The organism is Daejeonella sp. (assembly GCF_036405355.1).
In the GTDB taxonomy this organism is placed as follows: domain Bacteria; phylum Bacteroidota; class Bacteroidia; order Sphingobacteriales; family Sphingobacteriaceae; genus Daejeonella.
Genome location: NZ_DASWXT010000128.1, coordinates 23,251 through 46,542 on the forward strand (window position 1 = coordinate 23,251; position 23,292 = coordinate 46,542).

Below are 23,292 nucleotides of genomic sequence, written 5' to 3' on the forward strand. Positions count from 1 at the left end.
GAACCATCTACAAATAAATTTGAAGAAATTTAAACTTATTTATCAGGCTGAGGGGTCATTCTTAAATAAGGTTTTATCTCTGTGAATCCTTTCGGGAATTTAGCAGGAATATCAGCAGTTTTAATAGCAGGGATAACAACTACATCTTCACCTTCCTTCCAATCGGCAGGGGTAGCAACGCTATAATTAGCAGTTAACTGAAGAGAATCAATTACTCTCAGGATTTCCTGGAAATTTCTTCCTGTAGATGCAGGATAAGTAATCATCAGTTTTATTTTTTTATCAGGTCCTATAATGAAAAGTGAACGAACTGTAAAGGTCTCAGAAGCATTCGGATGCATCATACCATACATTTCTGCAATTTCCCTGTTCTCATCAGCTATAATCGGAAAGTTTACTTCCACATGCTGAGTTTCGTTGATATCATTGATCCAGCCTTTATGTGATTCAACTGAATCAACACTTAATGCAATAACCTTAACATTGCGTTTATCAAACTCATTCTTCAAGGAAGCCGTTTTTCCTAATTCCGTAGTGCAAACAGGTGTATAATCTGCAGGATGAGAAAAAAGAACGGCCCAGCTATCACCTAAATAATCGTAAAAACTAATATCTCCCTGAGAAGTTTTTGCTTTGAAATTTGGGGCTAAATCGCCCAGTTTTAGATTCATAATTGTAAAATTTAAACAGATGTGATATACAATACTAATTTAAGGGATATTTTGGATTGAATTCAAAAAAAAACACTTCATAAATGTCATGAAGTGTTTTTTTACAAGGATATGTTTAAGTGCAAATCAGCGATTCAATTTTACTGCTTTTTTAGCTTTAGTTTATCGTCGATCATCCCTTTAAACACATTTCTATCAAAGACTTCATTCAATCTTTCAGTTTCAAAAGCAGACATGCCAGATACACTTGCAATTTTAGAGGGAATATTACTGATCGAGAAGGTTCCTTTTTCGGAATAGCTTAAAGCTGCAGCCAGCAATCTTTCTGTTGGGTCACCAAAATCTTTAGTTACATCATCTGAAACACTATAATCAACAGCCATACCATTATAATAACCACCTTCATTTTTTTGGTTTTTAGTTTCAAACTGAGGTACATAGAGTTCCAGTTTATCAATCTTAATTGCGAAAAACCCAACAGGCTTGCCATAAGTTTTCTGCCCAATCAGTTTAACATCACCTGGCATCACTCCTTTCAGACTATTGATCATTAATTCCGATGCAGAAGCAGTTCCGCTTAAAACCAGGAAGTAAATCTTTTTAAACTCTGCACTACCAGTTTTGTCAAAGTTTTCTACATTTCCCGCACTCTTGGTAGGCCTGTAATCAATATCAGCATAAGTAGCATAAACCCCATTTACCCCACCTGTGAAATTTTGTAATTTGCCCTGAGCATCAAGAAGTGGCTGATGAGATAATATCTTTGCATTTCCATCCTGCATCGTTTTAGTCCAGTAAGTGGTATACATTACTTGCCCAGTATATGCTGCAGGGGCAATTAGATTTGTAAACACGTCTGCGGTAGCAACTGAACCACCGCCATTATAACGGAGATCCACAATAAGCTCAGTGACTCCAGCGGTCTGAAATTTACCTATTTCAGTAGTTAGTGCATCTCTTGAATTGGTAGTAAAACTATTGTAAACAATATATCCAACTTTTTTTGATCCTACATTGAGTATTTTAGTCAGAAATATAGGATTGTTTGAGTAAGTCGCCCGACCAATCGTTACATCTTCAGAACTACCATCCGGTTTTAATACGGTCATAGAAACTGTTGCTGCAGAACCAAATACTGCCGAACCTACAAAATCAATATTTGAACTCACTGCTGAACTCAAATCGGTTCTGCCATTTAATTTTGTAATCCGGTAACCTCTTTTTAGAGCTTTAGCTGCCGCGGGTGAATTGGGGGATACATATTTAATCCTAAGATCACTTGAGGGGGATGCATTATAAAAAACAGAAAACCCAAAATCTCCGCTCACACCGCCCAATGAAGTTGAGACTGATCCATCATCCAGAAATGAATATTTATCTGTAGGTTTATTTGTTCCCGGTAAAGCTATTATAGCATTTAATACTGCCTCATTACTTCCGAAACCCCTGGGATTAAAAACCGCATAAGTAGGCATACCTTCATTCCAGTAATAAGTTTCCTTTGCATATAGGTAAATAGAGTCCTTGGTAAGGTCTGACCTTGAAGCCACAACAACGGGTGGCGTGGTAGGTGTCGGCGCAACACTGGCTTTGGGATCTTTCTTACAGGAAGAAGCAAGTACTAATAAACTCAAAGAGAATATTAGAAGCTTATTTAGGGATCTTAAATTCATTTTATTCAACATTTATTTGGTTTGTTATAATATTATAATTGGTTGTTCAAATTTGAACTCAATTTACAGAAATTCATCAACAGCTAAATAATCAACACCAGAGGATATCGCAAATTCCTGATCAGTTTCTGTTGCTCCTATTACCATGATATCTTTTCTTGTTAACTGATGATCTTTCAATATATACGATAATACGTCAGGATTTGGTTTCAGGTTTATCTCTGATGCATAATAAACCCTCAAATATTTCTCCAGTCCATTCCACTCTATCTGTCTGATCTTGTTCAACTGTATTTCAGGTTTTCCATTCGTCACCAAAAACAAATGCTTTCTGTCTACAACAATTTCCTGCATCAGTTCCAGAATCCCTGAAAACAATAGCAATTTCAATGGCAATCTTGCAGTAAAATAGAGTCTTTCAAAATTATCACGATATTTTTCCTCTATACCAAAAGCCTCTTTTGCCCGGTCAAAAATACCTTCATCTCCATGATGAGTATAAGCCGTTTTGAAAAATTCAGTAAGATCCTGAGCAGATGGAAAGCCTTCGGTAAACTCAATAAAATTGGAAAAAAGATAATAGACCTGCAGCAGATAATCTTTCTCAGGATAAATAACATCATCCAATTCAAATACAAAAGCCTTTATGCGTTTATCGAGATCCTTATATTTAAGCATATTCAAATTTATGAAATCAAAATCGATACTTCCATAACTCATTCCCCAGGTAAAAATACCAGATTTCTCATTTTCAGGTAATCCCTACTCTCAGATAATCCATCTGCAAACAATTAACAATTCAAAAGAATACAAATATTAGACCAATCAGCATTCAAATCGTTTAATGCTGTTTACAGAATCCATTCATCTGACGGTATTATGATACTAATTCCATATTCGCTAAAGAGCTGATTTGCCTTAGATAATTCTATACTCTCTGATTTTTTTAAAGGAAATATCTTAACTATTTGATTATCAAGACATAACTTCAATAATTCACTTGTAAAGATTGGTGATGAAGCATCGGGTATGCGAATAAATTTTTTGCCTGGAATTGCAGGCATTTCAATTTGCTCGGCAAAATATACCTCAGCTTCATTGAGGAATCGCTCCAGTTTATATGCAACAGCGAAGGAAGCTGCAGTAATCAGAATTGCCATTTTAATAATTAATTATCAGACCGTCTTTCATCAACACCTTCCGATCTGCCATTTCGGCCAGATTTTCATTATGGGTAACGATGACAAAAGTCTGTTGCAAGCTATCCCGCAGGTCTAGAAACAGGCGATGTAAACTTTCTGCATTGGCAGAATCAAGATTTCCTGATGGTTCATCTGCAAGAATAATCGCCGGACTATTTACCATGGCTCTGGCAACAGCTACCCGCTGCTGCTCACCACCTGAAAGTTCATTAGGTTTATGATTTGCCCTTTCTCTCAACCCAAGAAGATCCAGAAGCTCAAATGCCCTTTTTTCAGCTTCTCTTTTGCCCTTTTTGGCAATAAATGCAGGGATGCAGATATTTTCTAATGCTGTAAACTCAGGCAGCAAATGGTGAAACTGGAAGATAAAACCAATTTGTTCGTTTCTAAAGGCACTTAACTTCTTTGAAGAAAGAGAGTTAACGTCAATATTATTTAATAGAAGAGTCCCCTGATCTGGTTTGTCGAGGGTGCCAATAATATGAAGTAAGGTACTTTTACCAGCACCTGATGCCCCAATAATAGTAACAATTTCAGCCTTTTTAATATCCAGATCAACGCCCTTTAATATCTGTAAGTTACCGTATGATTTCTGAATTCCCCTTGCCTCAAGCATGAATATAGATCTTATGAATATACAAATGTGTGAATTGTTTACTAAACTATCGCTTCCTGTAAAATAATAGCTTAATTTTTGAAAAAAACAGCCTTTACTATTTTCAGGTTAGCAATAAAAACGTAGTTTTACCGCAAATAATAAGTAAATGAATATTCACGAATATCAGGGTAAAGCAATTTTAAAAAGCTTTGGTGTCAGAGTTCAGGAAGGCATTGTTGCTGATACTGCAGAACAGGCTGTTGACGCCGCGAAGAAGCTAAAGGTAGATTATAATTCAGACTGGGTTGTTATAAAGGCTCAAATCCATGCCGGTGGCAGAGGAAAAGGCGGAGGTGTAAAGCTGGCGAAAAACTTAGATGAAGTTAAGGAAAAAGCAGGACAGATCATCGGAATGCAATTAGTGACCCCACAAACTGGTCCTGAAGGCAAGTTGGTAAGTAAAGTTTTAGTTGCTCAGGACGTTTACTATCCGGGAGAGAGTGAAACAAAAGAGTTCTATATCAGTGTATTACTTGATCGTTCAAAAGGCCGTAACATCATTATGTACTCAACCGAAGGAGGCATGGATATTGAAGAGGTTGCAGAACATACCCCTCATCTTATTTTCAAAGAAGAAATTGATCCTAAAGTTGGTCTTCAGGGATTTCAGGCACGTAAAATAGCCTTCAATCTTGGATTAAGCGGTGATGCTTTTAAAGACATGATCAAGTTCATTGCAGCATTGTATAAAGCTTATGAAGCAACTGACTCCTCAATGTTCGAGATCAATCCTGTTTTAAAAACATCTGACAATAAGATACTTGCAGTTGATGCAAAAGTAAATCTTGATGATAATGGTTTATTCCGTCATCCGGATTATGCAGCTATGCGCGACACCAGTGAAGAAGACCCAACTGAAGTTGAAGCAAGTAAATCAAATCTGAACTACGTAAAGTTAGATGGTAATGTTGGCTGTATGGTTAATGGTGCCGGACTAGCGATGGCTACTATGGATATCATTAAGCTTGCAGGTGGTGAGCCGGCAAATTTCCTGGATGTAGGTGGAACTGCCAATGCTGAAACTGTAAAAGCAGGATTTAATATCATACTTTCAGATCCGAATGTAAAAGCAATTCTGATTAATATCTTCGGTGGTATTGTACGCTGCGACCGTGTAGCTCAGGGTGTTATCGATGCTTACAAGGAGATAGGAAATATTCCGGTACCTATTATTGTTCGTTTACAGGGCACTAATGCTGTAGAAGCTAAAAAACTGATTGATGAATCAGGATTAAAGGTTTATTCAGCCATTCTGTTAAAGGAGGCTGCTGCCCTTGTAACTAAGGTATTGGAAGAGTAGAGTAGTAAAGGGAATAGGAAATAGGGAATGGATTGTGATGAGAGATAAAATAAAAGCCGCTGATATTATTATATCAGCGGCTTTGTTGTTAAAAGAGAGTTGAGGTTTTAATCAGACCCGGAGGTTGCAGATCTGTACCCAGCTTTTCATTGAATTTTTTGATTGTATAATCAGCCAGAATCGGGGTGTCCTTTTCATCATGCTGGTGAAGAAAGAAATAGATCTTATTTAAGCCCTGATCTTTCCAGGTGACTAAGCGCTCTATCCATGCATCTATACGACTAAAATCTGCGGGATGCAGGCCATTACCAACAAAACGAATAAATGCATCTGGTGTAGTTAACTCCATGTGAACACAATCCCTCCTGCCGGCTGCATCTGTTATGACTGAGCCTTTTTTAAGTGAATGCATCATATCAAAGAGGTCTTTTCTTGCAGCAGTATCCTGGTACCAGTCTTTATGCCTTACTTCAACAAACACATCAAAGTCTACAGGGAGCTTTTCAAGATAACTTTTAAGAATATCAAAGTTTTTGGGACCAAAATTATCACTCAATTGAAGGAATGCCGGGCCAAGAGTATTTCCAAATTCTGAAATACTTTCCAAATACTGAGAGGTTAGCTCCTCTGCATCCTTCAATCTTTTAATATGACTTATGCTTTGGGTAAACTTAGGAAAAAACTTAAAATCTGAACGGGATGCTTCTGCCTTTTCCCGCCAGGTATTTACCTGTTCTTTTTTCGGCATACCATAGAAAATAGCATTCAATTCAATGCTATTAAAGTGCTTCACATATTCTGCAAGAAAAGCTGCTTCTTTTGTTTTAGGCGGATAGATCAATCCAACCCACTCCTTTCTGCCCCATTTTGCACAACCAACATATAAATCAGGGCTTGCAGGTTTCGTTGCTTCCTTAAGAACCTGTGTTGTCAGGCTTGTATCAGCAGGGAGAGTAAAATCTACCAGGGGGAATTCATTATCGGGCAAGCGACCAAAATCCATAATATTTGAGGGTTAATATGATCAAATATACAGGGTTAAAATCGCAGGTTCTACAGAAACTAAATTATAATTTCACCCAAATATAAGCTGTCAGACTGCCGGCTTCTGTCGGCAGCAATGAAGGCCATATACAAATGAATTACTGATCCGGGCTTAAAATCTTTAGGCAAAGTTAGTTGATCAGAACCTGCTTTTCTGAATTGTCCGATGAGTTTATAATAAGCCCTTTTAGCTTCGATATTGTAGGCAAGCAGCATGACCTGATCATGATCAAATGATTGATCAAATCCTTCCGGATTCCAGGTAAAAATTAACTCCCTGGGAGCGCTTAAATTAAATGCTGCATTGTCAGACATTGGAAGTTCTCCGTAACTAACTTTCATCAATGCAGGATCAATAACAATAATATTATCAACTACCTTCAATACATTTTTTAGCAAATATGATTTGGCAGACACAAAACCTTCGGATCGCTCATTGTATCCTTTAAAGCCTACGCGCACGAAACTCAGCAATGGTTTAAGCCATACCTGAGCGGCTGCAAATTTACGACGGTTCAGTGCTTCTTTCTGACTAATTGCCCTTGTTCGATTTTTGTATGGCCCCTTTAAATAGGGTACACCATTTCTTGAGGATCCAATAACTGTACCTACTTTTCCAATGACAGGACCTAAAAGACCAGCTGTTAATCTTCCCATAACAAAAAGATAATATATTGAATATAAGAAGATTAAGGTAAAAATACAAATGAAAATATAATTAAATACAGGTTAAACTATAATGAATAACAGATTTTACCCCTGTTCTATCCCTGTTTTATCCCTCTTTTATCCCTGTTTGATCCCTGTTTTATACGAAGAAAGAGCAACAAAAAAGGGAGCTCGAGGCTCCCTTTTCTTAATAATTATGATAGATCTATTTTACTGAATCAACGACAGCTTTAAAAGCTTCAGGATGGTTCATAGCCAAATCAGCTAATACCTTACGGTTTAATCCGTTTCCTTTTGCAGTTAATTTACCCATTAAAACAGAATATGATAGTCCGTGCTGACGTGCACCAGCGTTAATACGCTGAATCCACAAAGCTCTGAATTCTCTTTTCTTGGTTTTACGGTCACGGTAAGCATATTGCAAACCTTTCTCGACTGTGTTTTTAGCAACGGTAAAAACCTTGCTTCTTGATCCCCAATAGCCTTTGGCTAAATCTAAGACCTTTTTTCTTCTTCTTCTTGACGCTACTGCGTTAACCGAACGTGGCATGTTGTGTTGTTTTTTGGTAAGCGGTGTTCCTGGTAAGAAACTTTAAAACCTGATACCTGGTTAAATTAATTTGTTAATTATTTGCCGATTGTAAGCATACGTTTTACGTTGCCCATATCTGCGTCAGAAACTAAACTTGTCTGACCTAAAGCGCGCTTACGCTTGTTGCTCATCTTGGTTAAGATGTGGCTCTTGAAAGCGTTCTTTCTTTTGATTTTACCTGTTCCAGTAAGCTTAAAACGCTTTTTTGCACTGGAGCACGTTTTCATTTTTGGCATAACTCTATTATATTTATTTGTCTATTATTTGATTTGTCTATAATTCTATTTGTCTATTTGTCTATGATCCGATTTGTCAGTGGTAGTACGCCATAATTGACAAATCGACAAATCCGATAGCTATCGGATGACAAATTGAATTATTTTTTCCCTGCATGCTTCGGAGCTACGGTAAGGAACATACGCTTACCTTCTAATTTAGGTAATTGTTCTACTTTACCAACATCTTCCAATGCCTGAGCAAATTTTAATAAAAGGATCTCTCCCTGCTCTTTGTAAACAATTGCACGGCCTTTGAAATGAACATAAGCACGTACTTTTTCTCCATTCTCAAGGAAACCAATCGCATGTTTCAGTTTGAACTGAAAATCATGATCATTGGTATTAGGTCCAAAACGAATCTCTTTAATGACCGTTTGTTTTGCATTGGACTTAATTTCCTTCATTTTTTTCTTCTGCTCGTAGATAAACTTGTTGTAATCAACAATCTTACATACAGGCGGAACTGCATTCGGGGAAATCTCAACAAGGTCAAGATCCTGTTCGATAGCCATAGCTAAAGCTTCTCTGAACGGATAAATACCAGTTTCCACGTTATCACCAGTTAAGCGCACTTCAGGCGCTCTAATCAAATCATTGATCTTATGTTCTGCTTCTTTCTTTTTAAACGGAGGTCGTGGTCCTCTGTTAAAGCCTGGTCTTCCTAATGCCAAATTATATTTACTTAAATTGTTATTTCTTTAACTAATTGATTACTAAACTCTTCTATCTTCATGCTGCCCACATCTCCCTGTCCATGTCTTCTAACAGAAACCATGCCTTCATTCATTTCCTTCTCCCCGATTATGAGCATGTAGGGAATCTTTTTTACTTCAGCATCCCTGATTTTACGGCCAATCTTCTCGTCACGGGAGTCAATCAAGCCGCGAATATCGGAATTATTAAGCGATTCTAAAACTTTTTTTGCATAATCCTCATATTTTTCGGAGATAGGAAGGACGATAAATTGCTCGGGGGTTAACCATAAGGGAAATTCTCCGGCACAGTGTTCGATCAATACGGCAACAAAGCGCTCCAATGAGCCGAAAGGTGCTCTGTGAATCATTACCGGACGGTGCTTCTGATTATCGCTTCCAGTATATTCCAGTTCAAAACGTTCAGGTAAATTATAATCAACCTGAATAGTGCCCAACTGCCACTTTCTGCCAAGCGCATCCTTCACCATAAAGTCGAGTTTTGGTCCATAAAATGCGGCTTCTCCAAATTCAATAACAGTTGTTAAGCCCTTTTCTTCAGCTGCTTCAATGATAGCTGATTCCGCCAACTTCCAATTCTCATCTGTACCAATATATTTTGTTTTATTTTCAGGATCACGGAGCGAAATCTGTGCAGTGTAATTATCAAATCCTAATGCCTTGAATACATAAAGAACCAGGTCAATAACCTTCTTAAATTCTTCCTTAACCTGATCAGGGCGGCAGAATAAATGTGCATCATCCTGAGTAAAGCCACGAACACGGGTTAAACCATGTAACTCACCACTCTGTTCGTAACGGTAAACTGTTCCAAACTCTGCATACCTGACCGGAAGATCCTTGTAAGAACGAGGTTTGGTTTTATAGATCTCGCAGTGGTGCGGACAGTTCATCGGTTTTAAAAAGAACTCCTCTCCTTCCTGCGGTGTTTTGATCGGCTGAAATGAATCAGCACCATATTTTTCATAGTGACCTGAAGTAATATAGAGGTTCTTATGGCCTATATGTGGGGTAATTACCTGCTCATATCCGGATTTAACCTGTGCCCGCTGAAGAAAATTTACGAGCTTTTCTCTCAGTGCTGTACCTTTTGGGAGCCATAAGGGCAATCCCATACCCACCTTATCTGAAAATGCAAACAGCTCCAGTTCTTTACCCAATTTACGGTGATCACGCTTTTTTGCCTCTTCGATCATATGAAGATAATCAGTCAGCTCACTTTGCTTTGGATAGGTTACTCCGTAGATACGGGTCAGTTGCTTTCTGCTTTCATCCCCTCTCCAGTATGCACCTGCAACATTCATTAGCTTTACAGCTTTAATAAATCCTGTATTCGGAATATGTGGTCCGCGGCACAGATCAGTAAAATTTCCCTGGGTATAAAAAGTAATTGAACCATCACTAAGATCTTTGATCAGATCCAGCTTATATTCATCATCCTTTTCTGTAAAATATTTAATGGCATCAGCTTTGGAAACTGCCTGCCTTGAGAAATCAGATTTTTGTCTCGCAAGTTCAAGGATCTTATCTTCAATCTGCTTAAAATCATCGGATGAAAATTCCCGGTCACCAAAGTCGACATCATAGTAAAACCCGGTTTCAATTGCCGGACCAATACCAAACTTGGTACCCGGGTATAATGATTCGAGAGCCTCTGCCATTAAGTGCGCAGATGAATGCCAGAAGGTAGCTTTTCCATCCTGATCATTCCAGGTAAGTAATTTCACCGTTGAATCTGATTCTATCGGACGGCTCGAATCCCATACTTGTCCGTTAACCTCTGCTGCTAAGACATTTCTGGCTAATCCTTCAGAAATTGAAAGAGCGATTTGATGTGCTGTGATTCCCTGTTCATATTCACGAACAGAGCCATCAGGAAGGGTAATCTTGATCATCTACAAAATGATTTATATGTTATAATTTAAAATATTCAAATGATCACCTACAAAGTGATCTTCAATTCAATGGCAAAAATACGATAATTTAAGGGATTTATCATGCATAGATTAATGTTATAAGCCTGAAATAAAGTCAACCTAATAAGCCACAATAAACCCTGAACAATCACCTTTTAATCATCTCCCCGTATTCGGGATGGACTTTAGGTTTGGATATTTTAAGTAAGAACGAGCTAATATGCTGGCGCATATTATTAACGGACAAATTAATCCACTATTAAAAAAATACATATATTTGCTGCATAAACAACGACAAATGTTTTCAAAAGCTTGTGAATACGGGATTAGAGCAGCAATTTACATTGCTGAGCAATCGCAGTTAGATAGAAAAGTGGGACTAAAAGAAGTTGCAGAATCAATTGATTCTCCGATAGCTTATACTTCGAAAATTTTACAACAGCTTTCCCGTAGCAAGATCATAAACTCAGAGAAAGGCCCCAACGGCGGCTTTTCTATGGATAAACAAGAGCTTGATAAGGTAAAATTAAGTACAATAGTTATGGCAATTGATGGTGAAGAAATTTATAAAGGTTGCGGATTAGGTTTGAAACAATGTAACGAAAAAATGCCCTGCCCTGTTCACGATCAATTTAAACTGATTAGAGACAAACTAAAAACAATGTTAGAAACTACAAGTGTACAATCATTAGCAGTAGATTTTGAAAAAGGATTAACCTTTTTGAAACGTTAAAAAAAATTTAATCATATAGTGGACAATTTTATCCAATACATATAAGAAATGAAAATAGAGAACATACTTAATGAATGGGGAATTATCATTACCATAATCCTAATTGCTATTCCGGTAATTGTTGCTTCAATAATCGTTATCTCAAGAGCTAATACTGTTGTAAATAATTACTTCAAGAAAAAGGAATTAGAAAAATTCAATGAATACATCAAAGATTTACATCCCGAAGAAATACAAAAGTTGGAGCAACGGAAAAAAGAACTTGAATTTGTTCTTTCTAACAATGAATTAGCAGGTGAAACCGCTCCTATTGATACAAAAGGGCTAATAAATCATGTGAGTCAGGTGGAGACTCTTCGATTTATTGAGCAAAAGAAAAAAAGCCAGCCAAGGCCTTATATTGAACCTCAATTATCCAAACTCATTTTATGGTATTTAGGCTGTGCTACTTTTTGGTTAGTATTGGGAACAACAGTAGGCGAATATCTCGGAATAAAATTCGTAGCACCTGATGTTGACCATTACAGTTGGCTGAGTTTCGGCAGACTCAGGCCAGTTCATACCAATGCTGTTTTTTGGGGCTGGGCGTCTTTAGCAATGATGGGTCTGGCGTATTATGTAATTCCGAGGGTAAGCAATGTCCCAATTGCAAGCGTAAAAACAGGCTATCGTTCACTCATTCTTATCAATGCTTCTATTATTATAGGCAGCATCTGTTTAATGGCTGGAATAAATAATGGCGGTGGAGAATACAGAGAATACATTTGGCCGGTAATGGCATTATTTGGCATTGGTATCATTATTTCATTAAGGAATTTTTTCAAAACCATTGCTAAAAGAACAAGTAAAGAAATATATGTATCTAACTGGTATATAATATCAGCAATGATGTTTTTATTGGTAATTGCCTTTGTTGCTTACTGGCCTGGTTGGCAAAGGGGTTTAGGAGAAACTATTGTACAGGGCTATTATATGCATCAGGGTGTAGGCATGTGGTTTATGCTTTTTAATCTTGGACTGATGTATTATTTCCTGCCACAACAATTAAACAGACCGATCTACTCTTATAGCTTAGGTATTTTAGCGTTTTGGACCCAAATTCTATTTTATACCCTAATCGGAACACATCACTTTATTTTTAGCGCGATTCCGTGGTGGCTACAAACTGTTGCCATCGTTGGGAGCGCAGGAATGATTATACCTGTGGTGGCAGGTACAACAAACTTTTTAATGACCTTTAAAGGCTCCTGGAATAAACTTTCAGATAGTTATACCCTCCCATTTTATTTGATAGGCATTATATTTTATTTCACAGGTTCATTACAGGGAACAGCAGAAGCATTCCGTTTCACCAATTTGGTTTGGCATTTCACAGATTTTACTGTTGCCCATTCACATTTAACCATGTATGGCATTATTTGCTTTATGCTTTGGGGGTTTATTTACACAGTCGTTCCAAGACTAACTGGCAATGAACCTCCACAAATTACAGTTGGAGCACATTTCTGGTTGGCATTAATCGGATTGTTGTTTTACTCATTTCCTTTAATGTATGGAGCAACACTCCGGGGCTTAATGTGGATGGATGGAAAACCATTTATTGAAAGTGTGGAACTGATGGCTCCTTACTGGATGTGGCGTGCCATTGGAGGTTCGTTGATGTGGCTATCACACATTTTGTTTGCATATAATTTTTATGTAATGGTAAGACGAAAAGAAGAAATAGAGATACCTAAATCACCAACAGACATCTTAAAAGCCAAACTGGAATTAGACAAACAAACTATTAAAAATTAATAATCAAAGAAATGGAATTTTTCGATAATCATAAAAAACTATTCAGATCAGCACTCGGTTTATTCCTTCTGTTAACACTGTTTGTTGTTATTATTCCTGCTCTAAATAACCAGGAAAACAATGCCCCATTGCCGAATTATGTACCCTTAAGTGAAGAAGCAAACCTGGGAAAGAAAAGTTTTATTGCCAATGGTTGTGTAGCTTGTCATACACAACAGGTACGGAATGTTGATATGGATAAAGTGTGGGGTAAGCGACCCGGAGTTGCTGCTGATTATGCAGGGATCATCCGGACAGATTTCTGGCGAAATACTGCAACCTTAATGGGAACAGAAAGAACAGGTCCTGATTTAACTAATATTGGCACACGACAACCTGGTTTAGCATGGAATTTATTGCACCTCTATCAACCGAGAACTGTGGTTGAAAAATCTATAATGCCGGCCTATCCCTGGCTCTTTGAAATTAAAAATGAAGTTGGTAAAGATGAAGTTGAAGTCATCGTTCCGGATGAATTCAGAAAAGGCATAAATGGCAAAATTATAGCTAAAAAGGAAGCGCTGCATTTAGTTGCTTATTTACAAAGTCTGAAACAAACACCATTACCTGTGGGGAAAAAACCAATAGATTTTTTATACAAGAAAAAAGAATCTCCGGTAATGTCTGATGGTAATAATATGAATCTTCCTGATGGTCAAACACTATACACGCAAAACTGCGCAAGTTGTCATCAGGCTAATGGGGAAGGTTTGAAGGGAGCTTTTCCTCCATTAAAAGGAAGCTCAATTGTACTGGACGATAATCTTGAATTGTTTGTAGATATAATTATGAGAGGCTATGATGCCAGAGAAGAATTTGCAGTAATGAATGCAGTAGGGACCGACAATAATTTAAGTCCTGAAGAGGTCACTGCAATCATTAATCATGAAAAAACCAGTTGGGGTAATAATGCCAAAACAGTAACTGTTGGGGATGTTAAAAAAATAATAGATTATATCAAGGCGGCATCAAAAAAATAGTTCATGGATTTATTGCATTATAAAAACCGATGCAAAAAAAAATAAATAATAATTTTTAAAGAAATGAAAAATAAAATAAAGAGTATTATCATCCTTTTTCTTGCGTTTTTCGCATATAATACAGCAATTTCCTGTCCGGTTTGCGAAAAACAACAACCCGAAATAACTCAGGGATTAACACATGGTACAGGACCTGAGAGTAACTGGGACTGGGCAATCGTTGCTGTAATTGGTCTTATTACTTTACTGACACTTATTTTTTCTATAAAATATCTTATCAAACCAGGTGAAAAGAACATTGACCATATAAAACAATTAATCTTATCAATTAATGAAGATGAAAGAAGATAAAAGTAAAATAATGTTATTTATTGATGATAATGTTCAACCTATAGCAGAGTTATTAACCCCTGTACAATTTGAATTGGATACCAGAAAGCTAACTGACGGTGAACACATTTTAAAACTTGTCAGCAAATCGCCAACAGGCAGAGAAGGTATTCGAAAAATAAAATTTATAGTTCGTAACGGTCCGGCTATTGCGGTTGAAGGATTAAGCGAAAACGGTGAAGTTGATGGTGTCATCCCTTTGATGATAAATGCTTACGACAAAGGGAATCAAAATAAATTTATTATAGAAGGAAGCGAAACTCCACAAAGCGTTCCGAATTGGTTGTGGATTTTATTGATTGTCTTTTTCGCCTGGGCAGTATTTTACCTGATTACTAATTTTAGTCTTTAAACTTTGACGAACACATCCCAATACTAAGGAGACTAAAATAATGGCAGTTTACCTTTGACGATACCATGGTAAAACTATTGAAACTCTATTCATCAATTAATGCCTGAGATGACACTGGATAATTTAAATGATTAAATAAAAAGTACTGAGGCTTGAGATAGCCCTATTGCTCAATAGCCCGGTGCTTTAGCTCCAGGTAAGTATCAGGTTTCCGGATCGGGCCAGTCCGAACGGAGTTTATCCGGGCGGGCTTCAGCCCATAACTTATAGCCATAGCAAAAAATCATTGATTACGCTATACTTAATTTAACGCTGGCCTCTCTTAAAAGGACAAATTACATAGAATTGTAATTTTATAAGTATAAAAGTACTTTAATACTTTTATTGTATTAAATTTGAATCGTAAACTAATTCAACACAAAATGGAAATCCTTGAAAACAACTTTATTAATGTTACCCTGATCGAACCAAAATTAAAACACCCAACAATATTCAGGGTATTTGATGATCTGAGAGCTGGAGAAAGCTTGACTATACACAATGACCATGATCCTAAGCCAGTCTATTATCAGCTACTTGGTGAGCGTGGAGATATCTTTATCTGGGAATACCTTGAAGAGGGTCCAGAATGGTGGGATGTTAAAGTTACCAAGCGGGAAGATGGACAGGAAACCATTGGAGAGATCGCCGTAAAAGACCTGCGTAAAGTTGAAGTATTCAAAAAATACGGAATTGACTTCTGTTGCGGCGGTAAAAAAACAATAGCGGAGGTCTGTGCCGAGAAAAATATTGATGCAACGAAAGTTCAAACAGAATTAAGACAGATCGAAACTGAGAACAAGGCAAGCAATATTTCCTATAATGACTGGGGCTTAGATTTTTTGGCTGATTATATTGTCAATACACATCACCATTATGTCAGGAAGTATTTACCTGAACTAATGACCTATGCTTCAAAAGTGGCACAGGTACATGGTGCACAGCATCCAGAGCTTATACCGATTCAAAAGCTGGTTGCTGAGATCAATAAAGAACTTACTGAGCACCTGGAAGAGGAAGAGAATGTATTGTTTACTTATATTAAAAAGATTGTTGAAGCCAGAAAGGGTAGCCTACCCTTAGTTAAACAGGAAAAAGATTTACCCGGTTTAATAGATGAGCTTGAAAAAGAGCATGACCAGGTTGGACGTGCTTTTGATCAGATTCGCGAACTGAGTAAAGAATATACATTACCTGCAGATGCCTGTGCAAGTTATAAATTGTTGTTTAAAATGATACAGGAGTTTGAAGATGATCTGCACCTGCATATTCATTTGGAAAATAACATCTTATTTCCAAAGGCTATTGAAATGGAAAAGGTTTAAGATAAGGGATTTAAATTATGAGATCCGAATTATTTGTTAAAATTCGGATCTCTGAAACGATCGGCTGATAGTCTACAACCAATTAATTAATGTATTTTTTGACTTACTTAAATTTCACTAGAACCCATGAAATTCAAAAACATAGTATTCTTATTGTTCGTTTTCATATTCTTTGCCTGCAACAATACAGGCTCACCGGGTAATGAAATTAAAGACACTGCTGCTGAAAAAAAGGAACTTAAAGAACCGGCACAAGCTTTAACTCTGAACAATGGAGAGAAATGGCAGGGCGATGAAAGCACCCGCAATCATGTAATGAAACTTTCAAATATATTCAGGGAATTTAAGGCTAAGAGCAGATCGGGAATTTCTGATTACCAATTGCTGGCTTCAGAAGCCAGGGAAGAATTGGACGGACTAATCAGGGACTGTAAAATGAGCGGACCGGATCATGATGCGCTGCATCTGTGGCTTGAGCCTGTATTAAAATCAACTGCTGATCTTAAAAATGCTAAGTCGATGGAAGAAGCCGAAGTGATAAGCGGAGCAATTATTGAGGATATTGATAAATTCAACACTTATTTCAAATGATACAAATCAATTCCCAGACTAAAATTGCTGCCTTAATAAAAGGCCATCCGGATGCATTGGAAGCAATTGTTACCTTAAGCGCGGATTTCAAGAAATTGCGTAATCCGGTTCTCAGGAAACTTATGGCCGGCAGGACCAGCATAGCTATGGCTTCAAAGATTGGCGGATGCAAACCGGAGGATTTCTTTGAAATATTGAAACCTCTCGGCTTTGTTTCCGACAATTCAGTTCAGGAACAGGATCTTGCATTGCAAAAATCTCTGAAAGAATTTGTAAAGGACATTGAAACCGCCCATATTATCCCTTTGGATGTCAGGGCGATGCTTGCAGAAGGCAATGACCCGCTAAAACTAATTCAGACAAAAATCAAAGAGCTGAAGGAAGGCCAGGTATTGAAGATAATTAACACCTTCGAACCTACTCCACTGATTAAATTATTGGAAAAGCAAGGTTTTGAATCCTACGTTGATTTAATTGAAAAGAACCTGATTGAAACCTATTTCTACAGAAACAAGGTGGCAAATACCATACATCAAGCTAGCCCTGAAGGAGTCGATGCTGACTGGAACCAGCTTCTAAAACAGTATGAAAACAGAATGATTGAAGTTGATGTACGGCATCTGGAAATGCCCGCCCCAATGATGACTATTCTGAATGAACTTGAAAAACTGGAACATGACCAAGCATTATACGTTCATCATAAACGCATTCCGGTATTTCTATTGAGTGAACTTAAAGACAGAAACTTCGAATATCGAATCAATGAAATCAGTGCGAATGAAGTGTTTCTGTTGATATTTAAGAAATAATATGTTAGCAGGCGATTCAGCTTCGGGATTACAGCAAACAACTTCTCATAAGGTCGTGCTCCCCTTCTATGTTTTTGCGGCAGCTTCTTTTTTAATATCATGCGCCCTGCTACTGCTAAATACGGATATTATCACACAGCATTATTTTAATCCTAAAACCCTGGCTATAACACATCTTATGGCATTAGGATGGGGAACAATGATCATTCTTGGCGCCAGTCACCAGTTGCTCCCTGTACTGATTGAAGGAAAGCTTGACAGTTATTTACTTGCCATATTATCCTTTATTTTTGCTGCAACCGGCATTCCGCTTCTTGTATGCGGATTTTATCTGTTCAATACCGGACTGATTCTGCAAACAGGTGCTATTCTGGTCAATGCTTCTGTGATTTGCTATTTTCTGAATGTTATCGGAAGTATCATAGAAAGCAAAAAATACAATATACATGCCTTTTTTATTGCCACAGCCTCACTTTGGTTATTCACAACGACCTTTTTCGGGCTATTGCTAGTTTTTAATTTCAGCCGTTCATGGCTGCCTGAGAATTCGATTGAATACCTGTCAATCCATGCCCATATGGGCCTTGCAGGATGGTTTTTATTGTTGATTATTGGGGTTGCTTCGCGGCTGATTCCTATGTTCCTGATCTCCAAATATTCAAGTCCTGTAACCTTGTGGTGGATTTTTGCCCTGATCAATATCGCCCTTTTTGCTTTTATAATTTTAAAAACCTCCGGGGCTTATCCCAACTTATACTACAGCCCGTTTTTGCTTGTGCTTACGGCATTGGTTTTATTCGGGAATTATAACTACAGAGCTTATAAAGCAAGGATCAGAAAGCATGTAGATGAGCAAATGAAAATTTCGCTGTTATCAGTTGCCATGTTGCTCCTGCCCTTACTATGTTTAATGGTGGTTATATATTTCATCAGGGAAGATTCAAAACCGAACATTGTATTGTTATATGGATTTTGTATTTTCTTTGGCTGGATAACTGCATTAATTATAGGTATGACCTTTAAAACATTACCTTTTATAATATGGAATAAGGTTTATCATTCCAGATCAATCGGAAAAACCCCTGCACCAAAAGAATTATTCAGCGAAAATCTTTTCAAAGTCATGGGCTTGCTTTATCTTACAGGCTTTATACTGTTCGTGGCGGGCATCCTTATATTAAATGATCTGTTTTTGAAAGCCGGTGCGGCAATATTACTGACATCAGCTATTTTCTATGTAATCAATGTACTAAAAACGGTATTTCATCGGGTCAAAGAATAATGGAGGTATTAAGTAATAATAATCTTTACTGCAGTGCAGCACTTGCCGGACTTTACGATGTGTTTGATCCGGAAATTGGATTAAATGTGGTTGATCTCGGACTGATCTACCGGATAGATTTTAATGATGAAGATAAAACAATACTCGTTACAATGACCCTGACTACACAATTTTGCCCGATGGGAGAAAGTATCACTGCTGATGTAAAGCAATCGCTTAGCAATGCTTTTAAGGACTATCAGATCAGTATTAACCTTGTATTTGACCCTGCCTGGAGTCCGGATAAGATCTCACCTGAAGGCAAAGAATATTTAGACCGTTAGAAATGTTAAGTTATACCTGTAAAACAGCGATAAAAGCCGTTATTTATCTGGCATCCAGGGCTGAGGAGAGTGATAAAGCCGGCATGAAGGAAATTGCGGGGCATATTCAAGCGAGTGAACATACTGTAGGAAAAATTCTCCAGGCATTAGCAAGGCAGGGTTTGATAAATAGTACCAAAGGCCCATCAGGCGGTTTTTTTATCAGTAAAGCACAACGTGAACAGCCAATAAGCAGAATCGTAGAATCTATTGAAGGAGATCAGGTTTTTAAAGAATGTGGCCTCGGTTTAAGTAAGTGTTCAGCCTCACACCCATGCCCTATTCATGACGATTATAAGGTTGCACGGGATCTGATAGAAAAATTATTCAGGGAGAAAAAAGTAAAAGATCTTTGCGACCCTGTAAGTAATGGGCTGGCGTTCCTGATTGGATAATATGTCAAGCGAATATTAATTTCAATATAATATGCTCCTATATATTTCGTAAAAGTCTTTCCTGGCCAATTTTCAAATGAAGGCCCCTGTTTTAGGGCACGTTAAGGTTGATATCGATGATGGTAATAATAAAATAAAGGGTTTTATTCTAACCTGATAATTGTAATCCCGATTGGACTTTTTTCAAATGACCCAGAATGGGTCAAATGTTTATAGCATACGTTAACACGAAATCCCGACCCTGAAGGGGTCGAATGTATTGGAAGCTCTCACATACGACCCTTTCAGGGTCGAAAAAAGGTAAATTATGGCATTTCTATAAACATACGACCACCTTCGGGGTCGAAGAAAAAAATTTATCCAGACGTTATTAATTGTAGAAAAAGGCTGTTGCCATGCTCAGATTATACATTCCCCCATCCACTGGCCAGAACATCAGCAATATGCATGGTTTTTAGCTTGAGATTATGCTGATCAATATAAGCCTGAAGGTTAATTAAGCAGGATGCATCGGTTGAAATTATGTAATCCGCCTCCATTTCAAGCGCATTATTAATCTTTTGCTCGGCCATAGCACTGGAGATAGAATCAAATTTGACTGCAAATGTTCCTCCAAAACCACAGCAAACATCCGTATCCTTCATCTCAACAAGGTCAAGGCCATGCACCTTACTCAGCAATTGTCTGGGTTCGGCTTTAATATTGCATTCCCTTAATCCTGAACAAGAATCGTGATAGACCGCCCTGCCTTCTAATTCAGCACCGAAATAATCTTTCTTCAGTATATTAACCAGAAAGCCAGAAAGTTCATGAATATTGTTTTGAATTGAGCGGCATTTATTATGTACTGTGGTATTCGTAAAGAGGTCATTAAATGAATTCTTTACCATACCTGTACAGGATGCAGAAGGAGAAACTATATAAGTACTTTCTGAAAAATCATTCAGGAATTTTGCTCCAACCACTTTAGCTTCCTCCCAAAATCCTGCATTATAAGCCGGCTGTCCGCAACAGGTTTGTTCTGCATTATAAATTACCTTGCATCCTGCTTTTTCAAGAATTTTGATCGTATTAAATGCAGTCTGAGGGTACAGCTGATCAATGAAGCAGGGAATAAATAATTCAACATTCATATTCTAAAAATAGATTTTATCCGGAGGAAGGGAATGCTGCTAAATTCCGAAAAAAAACTATACTGAATGCAAACTATCTGTTTTTTTTGACTTTATAAAAAAGATAGAGAAAAGGATCAATAATCCGCATATAAAAAATCCGGCAAGACTAATAGCCGAATATCGCATACTTTCGGTAAACTCTTCAATATAGGCAAAACTGAAAAGGCCAATAACAATCGCAATCTTCTCAGTTACATCATAAAAACTAAAAAAAGATGCAGTATCTGGTGTATTTTCAGGCAAAAACTTAGAATATGTTGATCTGGATAACGATTGTATCCCTCCCATTACCAATCCCACGACAGCTGCAATTACGTAAAATTGGGTCTCATTCTGAATATAATAGGCTGCAACACATACACCAATCCAGATAGTCAGAACTACTATAATAACCTGGATATTACCGTATCTTTTTGCAAAAAATGACATAATCAATGCCCCAATGATTGCCACCAGCTGAATAATGAGAATGATCGCAATCAATTTTGAAGTACCAAGTTTCAATACTTTCTCCCCAAATCCCGCAGCAACAAGCATGATTGTCTGTACTCCCATTGAGTAAAAAAAGAATGCGAACAGAAATCTTTTTAGCAGAGCCATGGATTTTAGCTGATTCCAGACTTTAAGAAGTTCCTGAAAACCATTTTTAACAGTACTTTTTGTAATCTTATCGTAATTGGGACTTCCGGCAGGTAACTTCCTGAATGGTATCTGAGCAAAACCTATCCACCAGATACCTACCAGAAGAAAGGATAAACGAGCAGGCAATGAGGCGTCAGTTATACCAAAAAGTTCAGGTTTTAAAACAAAAATAAAACAGATGATCTGAAGTAAAACACTGCCGATATACCCATAGGCAAAACCTTTGGCACTAACTCTGTCCTGTTGATCAATTGTGGCAATTTCGGGCAAATATGAATTATTAAACATCACTCCACCGATATATCCTATTGCAGCTAATGTGAAACAGATGATACCAAGTTCAAGTGTTTCAAGTTTAAAAAAGAATAATCCTGCACAGGAAATACTTCCTATGTAGGTAAAGACCTTCATAAATATTTTCTTATTTCCTCTAAAATCTGCGATTGAAGATAATACCGGAAGTAACAAGGCCATAATCAGGTAGGCTACCGACAGCGCATAGTTTGAAAGTGCTGTGTTAGTAAAAGTCCTGCCCATGAAAACTACCTTGTCTCCAAATTCCTCAGTGGTAGTGATTATTGTATAATAAGCAGGGAAAATTGTAGATGTAATGACCAGATTATAAGCAGAGTTAGACCAGTCGAACATGGCCCAGGCTTTAATTGTCTCTTTGTTATTTCGCATGGATATGGGCTGTAGCAAATCATCAGAACAAGTCCAATATTGCTTGTATTAATTTAACAAGGAGCTTAAATTAATAATTTATTTAATCTGAGCGAAATTAATAAAAGTGGATAGCAATGAGAATCAATTAATGCTTCTGACTACTGAGGCACCTGAATTATCTTTTTCAATTTTAGAAGGTTTTCCTTTATACTCCACTTCACTGGCACCATGCGAATTAACTTCCAGTGAGTTTAATACGTTAATACGTGATTTGCTTGCTCCTGTACTGTTAATCTGGTATTCTCCGACAACAAAGTCAAGAGCTTCAACAGAACTGGATCCGGTCATATCCAGATCATGACTTCCTGCCTGCCCTTTCAAAACTATTTCAGAAGAACCACTTGAAGATGTCCTTAATGATTTTACGTTCAGATCGAGCATCACTTTTGATGAACCATGAAGTTCCAGATCAAGCTCATTTAAGTTCAACTTTCCTTCACTCAAAACCTCAACAGAACCAGAAGACTCAATTTTTTGATAGTCTTTTGAACTTAAATAAATCGTAACCGGACCTGCATCACAAAAATTTCCATCAATATCAATTTTAAGCGTACTACCACTAAGCCTCGTCTTAATCTCGTCCTGAATATTATCATCAGCTAAAATTCTGACAGAACTTGTTGAATCCTGACTAAGTACTATTTTAAGAGAACCACTGGTCTCAACCTGAGTAAATGCTCCTATGTCTCTGCTCTCAGTAACCTGATTACCTGAGCCATTGATACAGTCAAATCCATTACAGGATGACAATAAAAGTACGGCTGCAGAAAGATAAGCTATTGAATTCAACGAAAAATTTCCCATGGTCTTTATTCTTTTGACAACACATGCAATAATTATGTTACAATATAATTAAATAAGAATTGGAAACTGGGATTTTAACTCAAATTTTGGCGCTAAAGCCCATTTACAAACCATCATACACCTCCAGCTAAAGCT

The 23,292-nt window shown here is 37.4% G+C and carries 26 protein-coding genes; 12 read left to right on the plus strand and 14 right to left on the minus strand.

The features are described from left to right. Positions 1-35: 35 nt before the first annotated feature. The 5 genes from VGE44_RS15910 to VGE44_RS15930 form a co-directional block, all read right to left on the minus strand. On the minus strand, positions 36-671 hold the full coding sequence (locus tag VGE44_RS15910) for a peroxiredoxin (RefSeq protein ID WP_331080965.1): 636 nt from the start codon (positions 669-671) through the stop codon (positions 36-38). A gap of 140 nt (positions 672-811) precedes the next feature. Further along, a complete protein-coding gene (locus VGE44_RS15915; RefSeq protein ID WP_331080967.1) occupies positions 812-2,305 on the minus strand; it encodes a S41 family peptidase in 1,494 nt (497 codons plus the stop codon). 102 nt (positions 2,306-2,407) lie between these two features. Then, entirely contained in the window at positions 2,408-3,022 is a 615-nt protein-coding gene (locus tag VGE44_RS15920) for an HAD family hydrolase (RefSeq protein WP_331080969.1), read from the minus strand. A 173-nt stretch (positions 3,023-3,195) separates the two neighbouring features. Continuing rightward, positions 3,196-3,504 (minus strand): hypothetical protein, encoded by a 309-nt coding sequence (locus VGE44_RS15925; protein WP_331080971.1) that lies wholly within the window; start codon positions 3,502-3,504, stop codon positions 3,196-3,198. Position 3,505: 1 nt separating this feature from the next. Next, complete coding sequence (locus VGE44_RS15930) at positions 3,506-4,162, minus strand: ABC transporter ATP-binding protein (RefSeq protein WP_331080973.1); 657 nt, start codon at positions 4,160-4,162, stop codon at positions 3,506-3,508. Between the two features lie 148 nt (positions 4,163-4,310). Between VGE44_RS15930 and sucC the strand changes: the two genes are divergently transcribed. Beyond that, the gene (gene sucC, locus VGE44_RS15935; protein WP_331080975.1) at positions 4,311-5,504 is read left to right on the plus strand and encodes an ADP-forming succinate--CoA ligase subunit beta; all 1,194 of its coding nucleotides are present in this window, start codon (positions 4,311-4,313) and stop codon (positions 5,502-5,504) included. Positions 5,505-5,592: 88 nt separating this feature from the next. On the opposite strand, the gene VGE44_RS15940 is transcribed toward sucC, so the two are convergent. From VGE44_RS15940 to thrS, 6 genes are all read right to left on the minus strand, one after another. After that, positions 5,593-6,507, minus strand: a complete 915-nt coding sequence (locus tag VGE44_RS15940) for a DUF72 domain-containing protein (RefSeq protein ID WP_331080977.1) — start codon at positions 6,505-6,507, stop codon at positions 5,593-5,595. A gap of 59 nt (positions 6,508-6,566) precedes the next feature. Beyond that, positions 6,567-7,205: a DUF6266 family protein gene (locus tag VGE44_RS15945; RefSeq protein WP_331080979.1), complete on the minus strand. Its 639-nt coding sequence runs from the start codon at positions 7,203-7,205 to the stop codon at positions 6,567-6,569. A gap of 217 nt (positions 7,206-7,422) precedes the next feature. Then, a complete protein-coding gene (gene rplT / locus VGE44_RS15950; RefSeq protein ID WP_324487025.1) occupies positions 7,423-7,767 on the minus strand; it encodes a 50S ribosomal protein L20 in 345 nt (114 codons plus the stop codon). A gap of 77 nt (positions 7,768-7,844) precedes the next feature. Continuing rightward, complete coding sequence (gene rpmI, locus VGE44_RS15955) at positions 7,845-8,045, minus strand: 50S ribosomal protein L35 (RefSeq protein WP_305364589.1); 201 nt, start codon at positions 8,043-8,045, stop codon at positions 7,845-7,847. 140 nt (positions 8,046-8,185) lie between these two features. Beyond that, on the minus strand, positions 8,186-8,758 hold the full coding sequence (gene infC, locus VGE44_RS15960) for a translation initiation factor IF-3 (protein ID WP_305364590.1): 573 nt from the start codon (positions 8,756-8,758) through the stop codon (positions 8,186-8,188). A gap of 11 nt (positions 8,759-8,769) precedes the next feature. Beyond that, positions 8,770-10,695, minus strand: coding sequence for a threonine--tRNA ligase (gene thrS / locus VGE44_RS15965; protein ID WP_331080982.1), 1,926 nt, complete (start codon positions 10,693-10,695; stop codon positions 8,770-8,772). Between the two features lie 241 nt (positions 10,696-10,936). Here thrS and VGE44_RS15970 point away from each other — a divergent pair, with 241 nt between their 5' ends. The 11 genes from VGE44_RS15970 to VGE44_RS16020 all read left to right on the plus strand — a co-directional run bounded on the left by VGE44_RS15970 (position 10,937) and on the right by VGE44_RS16020 (position 19,810). After that, entirely contained in the window at positions 10,937-11,449 is a 513-nt protein-coding gene (locus VGE44_RS15970) for an Rrf2 family transcriptional regulator (RefSeq protein ID WP_331080984.1), read from the plus strand. Positions 11,450-11,497: 48 nt separating this feature from the next. Beyond that, positions 11,498-13,246 (plus strand): cbb3-type cytochrome c oxidase subunit I, encoded by a 1,749-nt coding sequence (locus VGE44_RS15975; RefSeq protein ID WP_331080986.1) that lies wholly within the window; start codon positions 11,498-11,500, stop codon positions 13,244-13,246. 11 nt (positions 13,247-13,257) lie between these two features. After that, positions 13,258-14,265: a cbb3-type cytochrome c oxidase subunit II gene (locus VGE44_RS15980; RefSeq protein ID WP_331080988.1), complete on the plus strand. Its 1,008-nt coding sequence runs from the start codon at positions 13,258-13,260 to the stop codon at positions 14,263-14,265. Positions 14,266-14,328: 63 nt separating this feature from the next. Continuing rightward, a complete protein-coding gene (locus VGE44_RS15985; RefSeq protein WP_331080990.1) occupies positions 14,329-14,616 on the plus strand; it encodes a hypothetical protein in 288 nt (95 codons plus the stop codon). Then, entirely contained in the window at positions 14,603-15,007 is a 405-nt protein-coding gene (locus VGE44_RS15990) for a cytochrome C (protein WP_331080992.1), read from the plus strand. Before VGE44_RS15985 ends, VGE44_RS15990 begins: the two co-directional genes overlap by 14 nt. Before the next feature lie 422 nt (positions 15,008-15,429). After that, positions 15,430-16,371 (plus strand): iron-sulfur cluster repair di-iron protein, encoded by a 942-nt coding sequence (ric, locus tag VGE44_RS15995; RefSeq protein ID WP_331080994.1) that lies wholly within the window; start codon positions 15,430-15,432, stop codon positions 16,369-16,371. 126 nt (positions 16,372-16,497) lie between these two features. Then, a complete protein-coding gene (locus VGE44_RS16000) occupies positions 16,498-16,962 on the plus strand; it encodes a hypothetical protein (RefSeq protein WP_331080997.1) in 465 nt (154 codons plus the stop codon). Beyond that, a complete protein-coding gene (locus VGE44_RS16005; RefSeq protein ID WP_331080999.1) occupies positions 16,959-17,771 on the plus strand; it encodes a DUF2249 domain-containing protein in 813 nt (270 codons plus the stop codon). The genes VGE44_RS16000 and VGE44_RS16005 overlap by 4 nt, the downstream gene beginning before the upstream one ends. A gap of 1 nt (position 17,772) precedes the next feature. Further along, entirely contained in the window at positions 17,773-19,053 is a 1,281-nt protein-coding gene (locus tag VGE44_RS16010; protein WP_331081001.1) for a cytochrome C oxidase subunit I, read from the plus strand. After that, positions 19,053-19,376 carry a metal-sulfur cluster assembly factor gene (locus VGE44_RS16015; RefSeq protein WP_331081003.1) on the plus strand — a complete coding sequence of 108 codons (324 nt, stop codon included), beginning with the start codon at positions 19,053-19,055 and terminating at the stop codon, positions 19,374-19,376. The genes VGE44_RS16010 and VGE44_RS16015 overlap by 1 nt, the downstream gene beginning before the upstream one ends. Before the next feature lie 2 nt (positions 19,377-19,378). Further along, on the plus strand, positions 19,379-19,810 hold the full coding sequence (locus tag VGE44_RS16020; protein ID WP_331081005.1) for an Rrf2 family transcriptional regulator: 432 nt from the start codon (positions 19,379-19,381) through the stop codon (positions 19,808-19,810). 404 nt (positions 19,811-20,214) lie between these two features. Here the strand turns inward: VGE44_RS16020 and VGE44_RS16025 are convergent, their stop codons facing one another. From VGE44_RS16025 to VGE44_RS16035, 3 genes are all read right to left on the minus strand, one after another. Further along, positions 20,215-20,943, minus strand: coding sequence for a (Fe-S)-binding protein (locus VGE44_RS16025; protein ID WP_331081007.1), 729 nt, complete (start codon positions 20,941-20,943; stop codon positions 20,215-20,217). Positions 20,944-21,000: 57 nt separating this feature from the next. Next, a complete protein-coding gene (locus tag VGE44_RS16030) occupies positions 21,001-22,311 on the minus strand; it encodes an MFS transporter (RefSeq protein ID WP_414649344.1) in 1,311 nt (436 codons plus the stop codon). Between the two features lie 123 nt (positions 22,312-22,434). Beyond that, on the minus strand, positions 22,435-23,157 hold the full coding sequence (locus VGE44_RS16035; protein ID WP_331081009.1) for a head GIN domain-containing protein: 723 nt from the start codon (positions 23,155-23,157) through the stop codon (positions 22,435-22,437). Between the last annotated feature and the right edge of the window lie 135 nt (positions 23,158-23,292).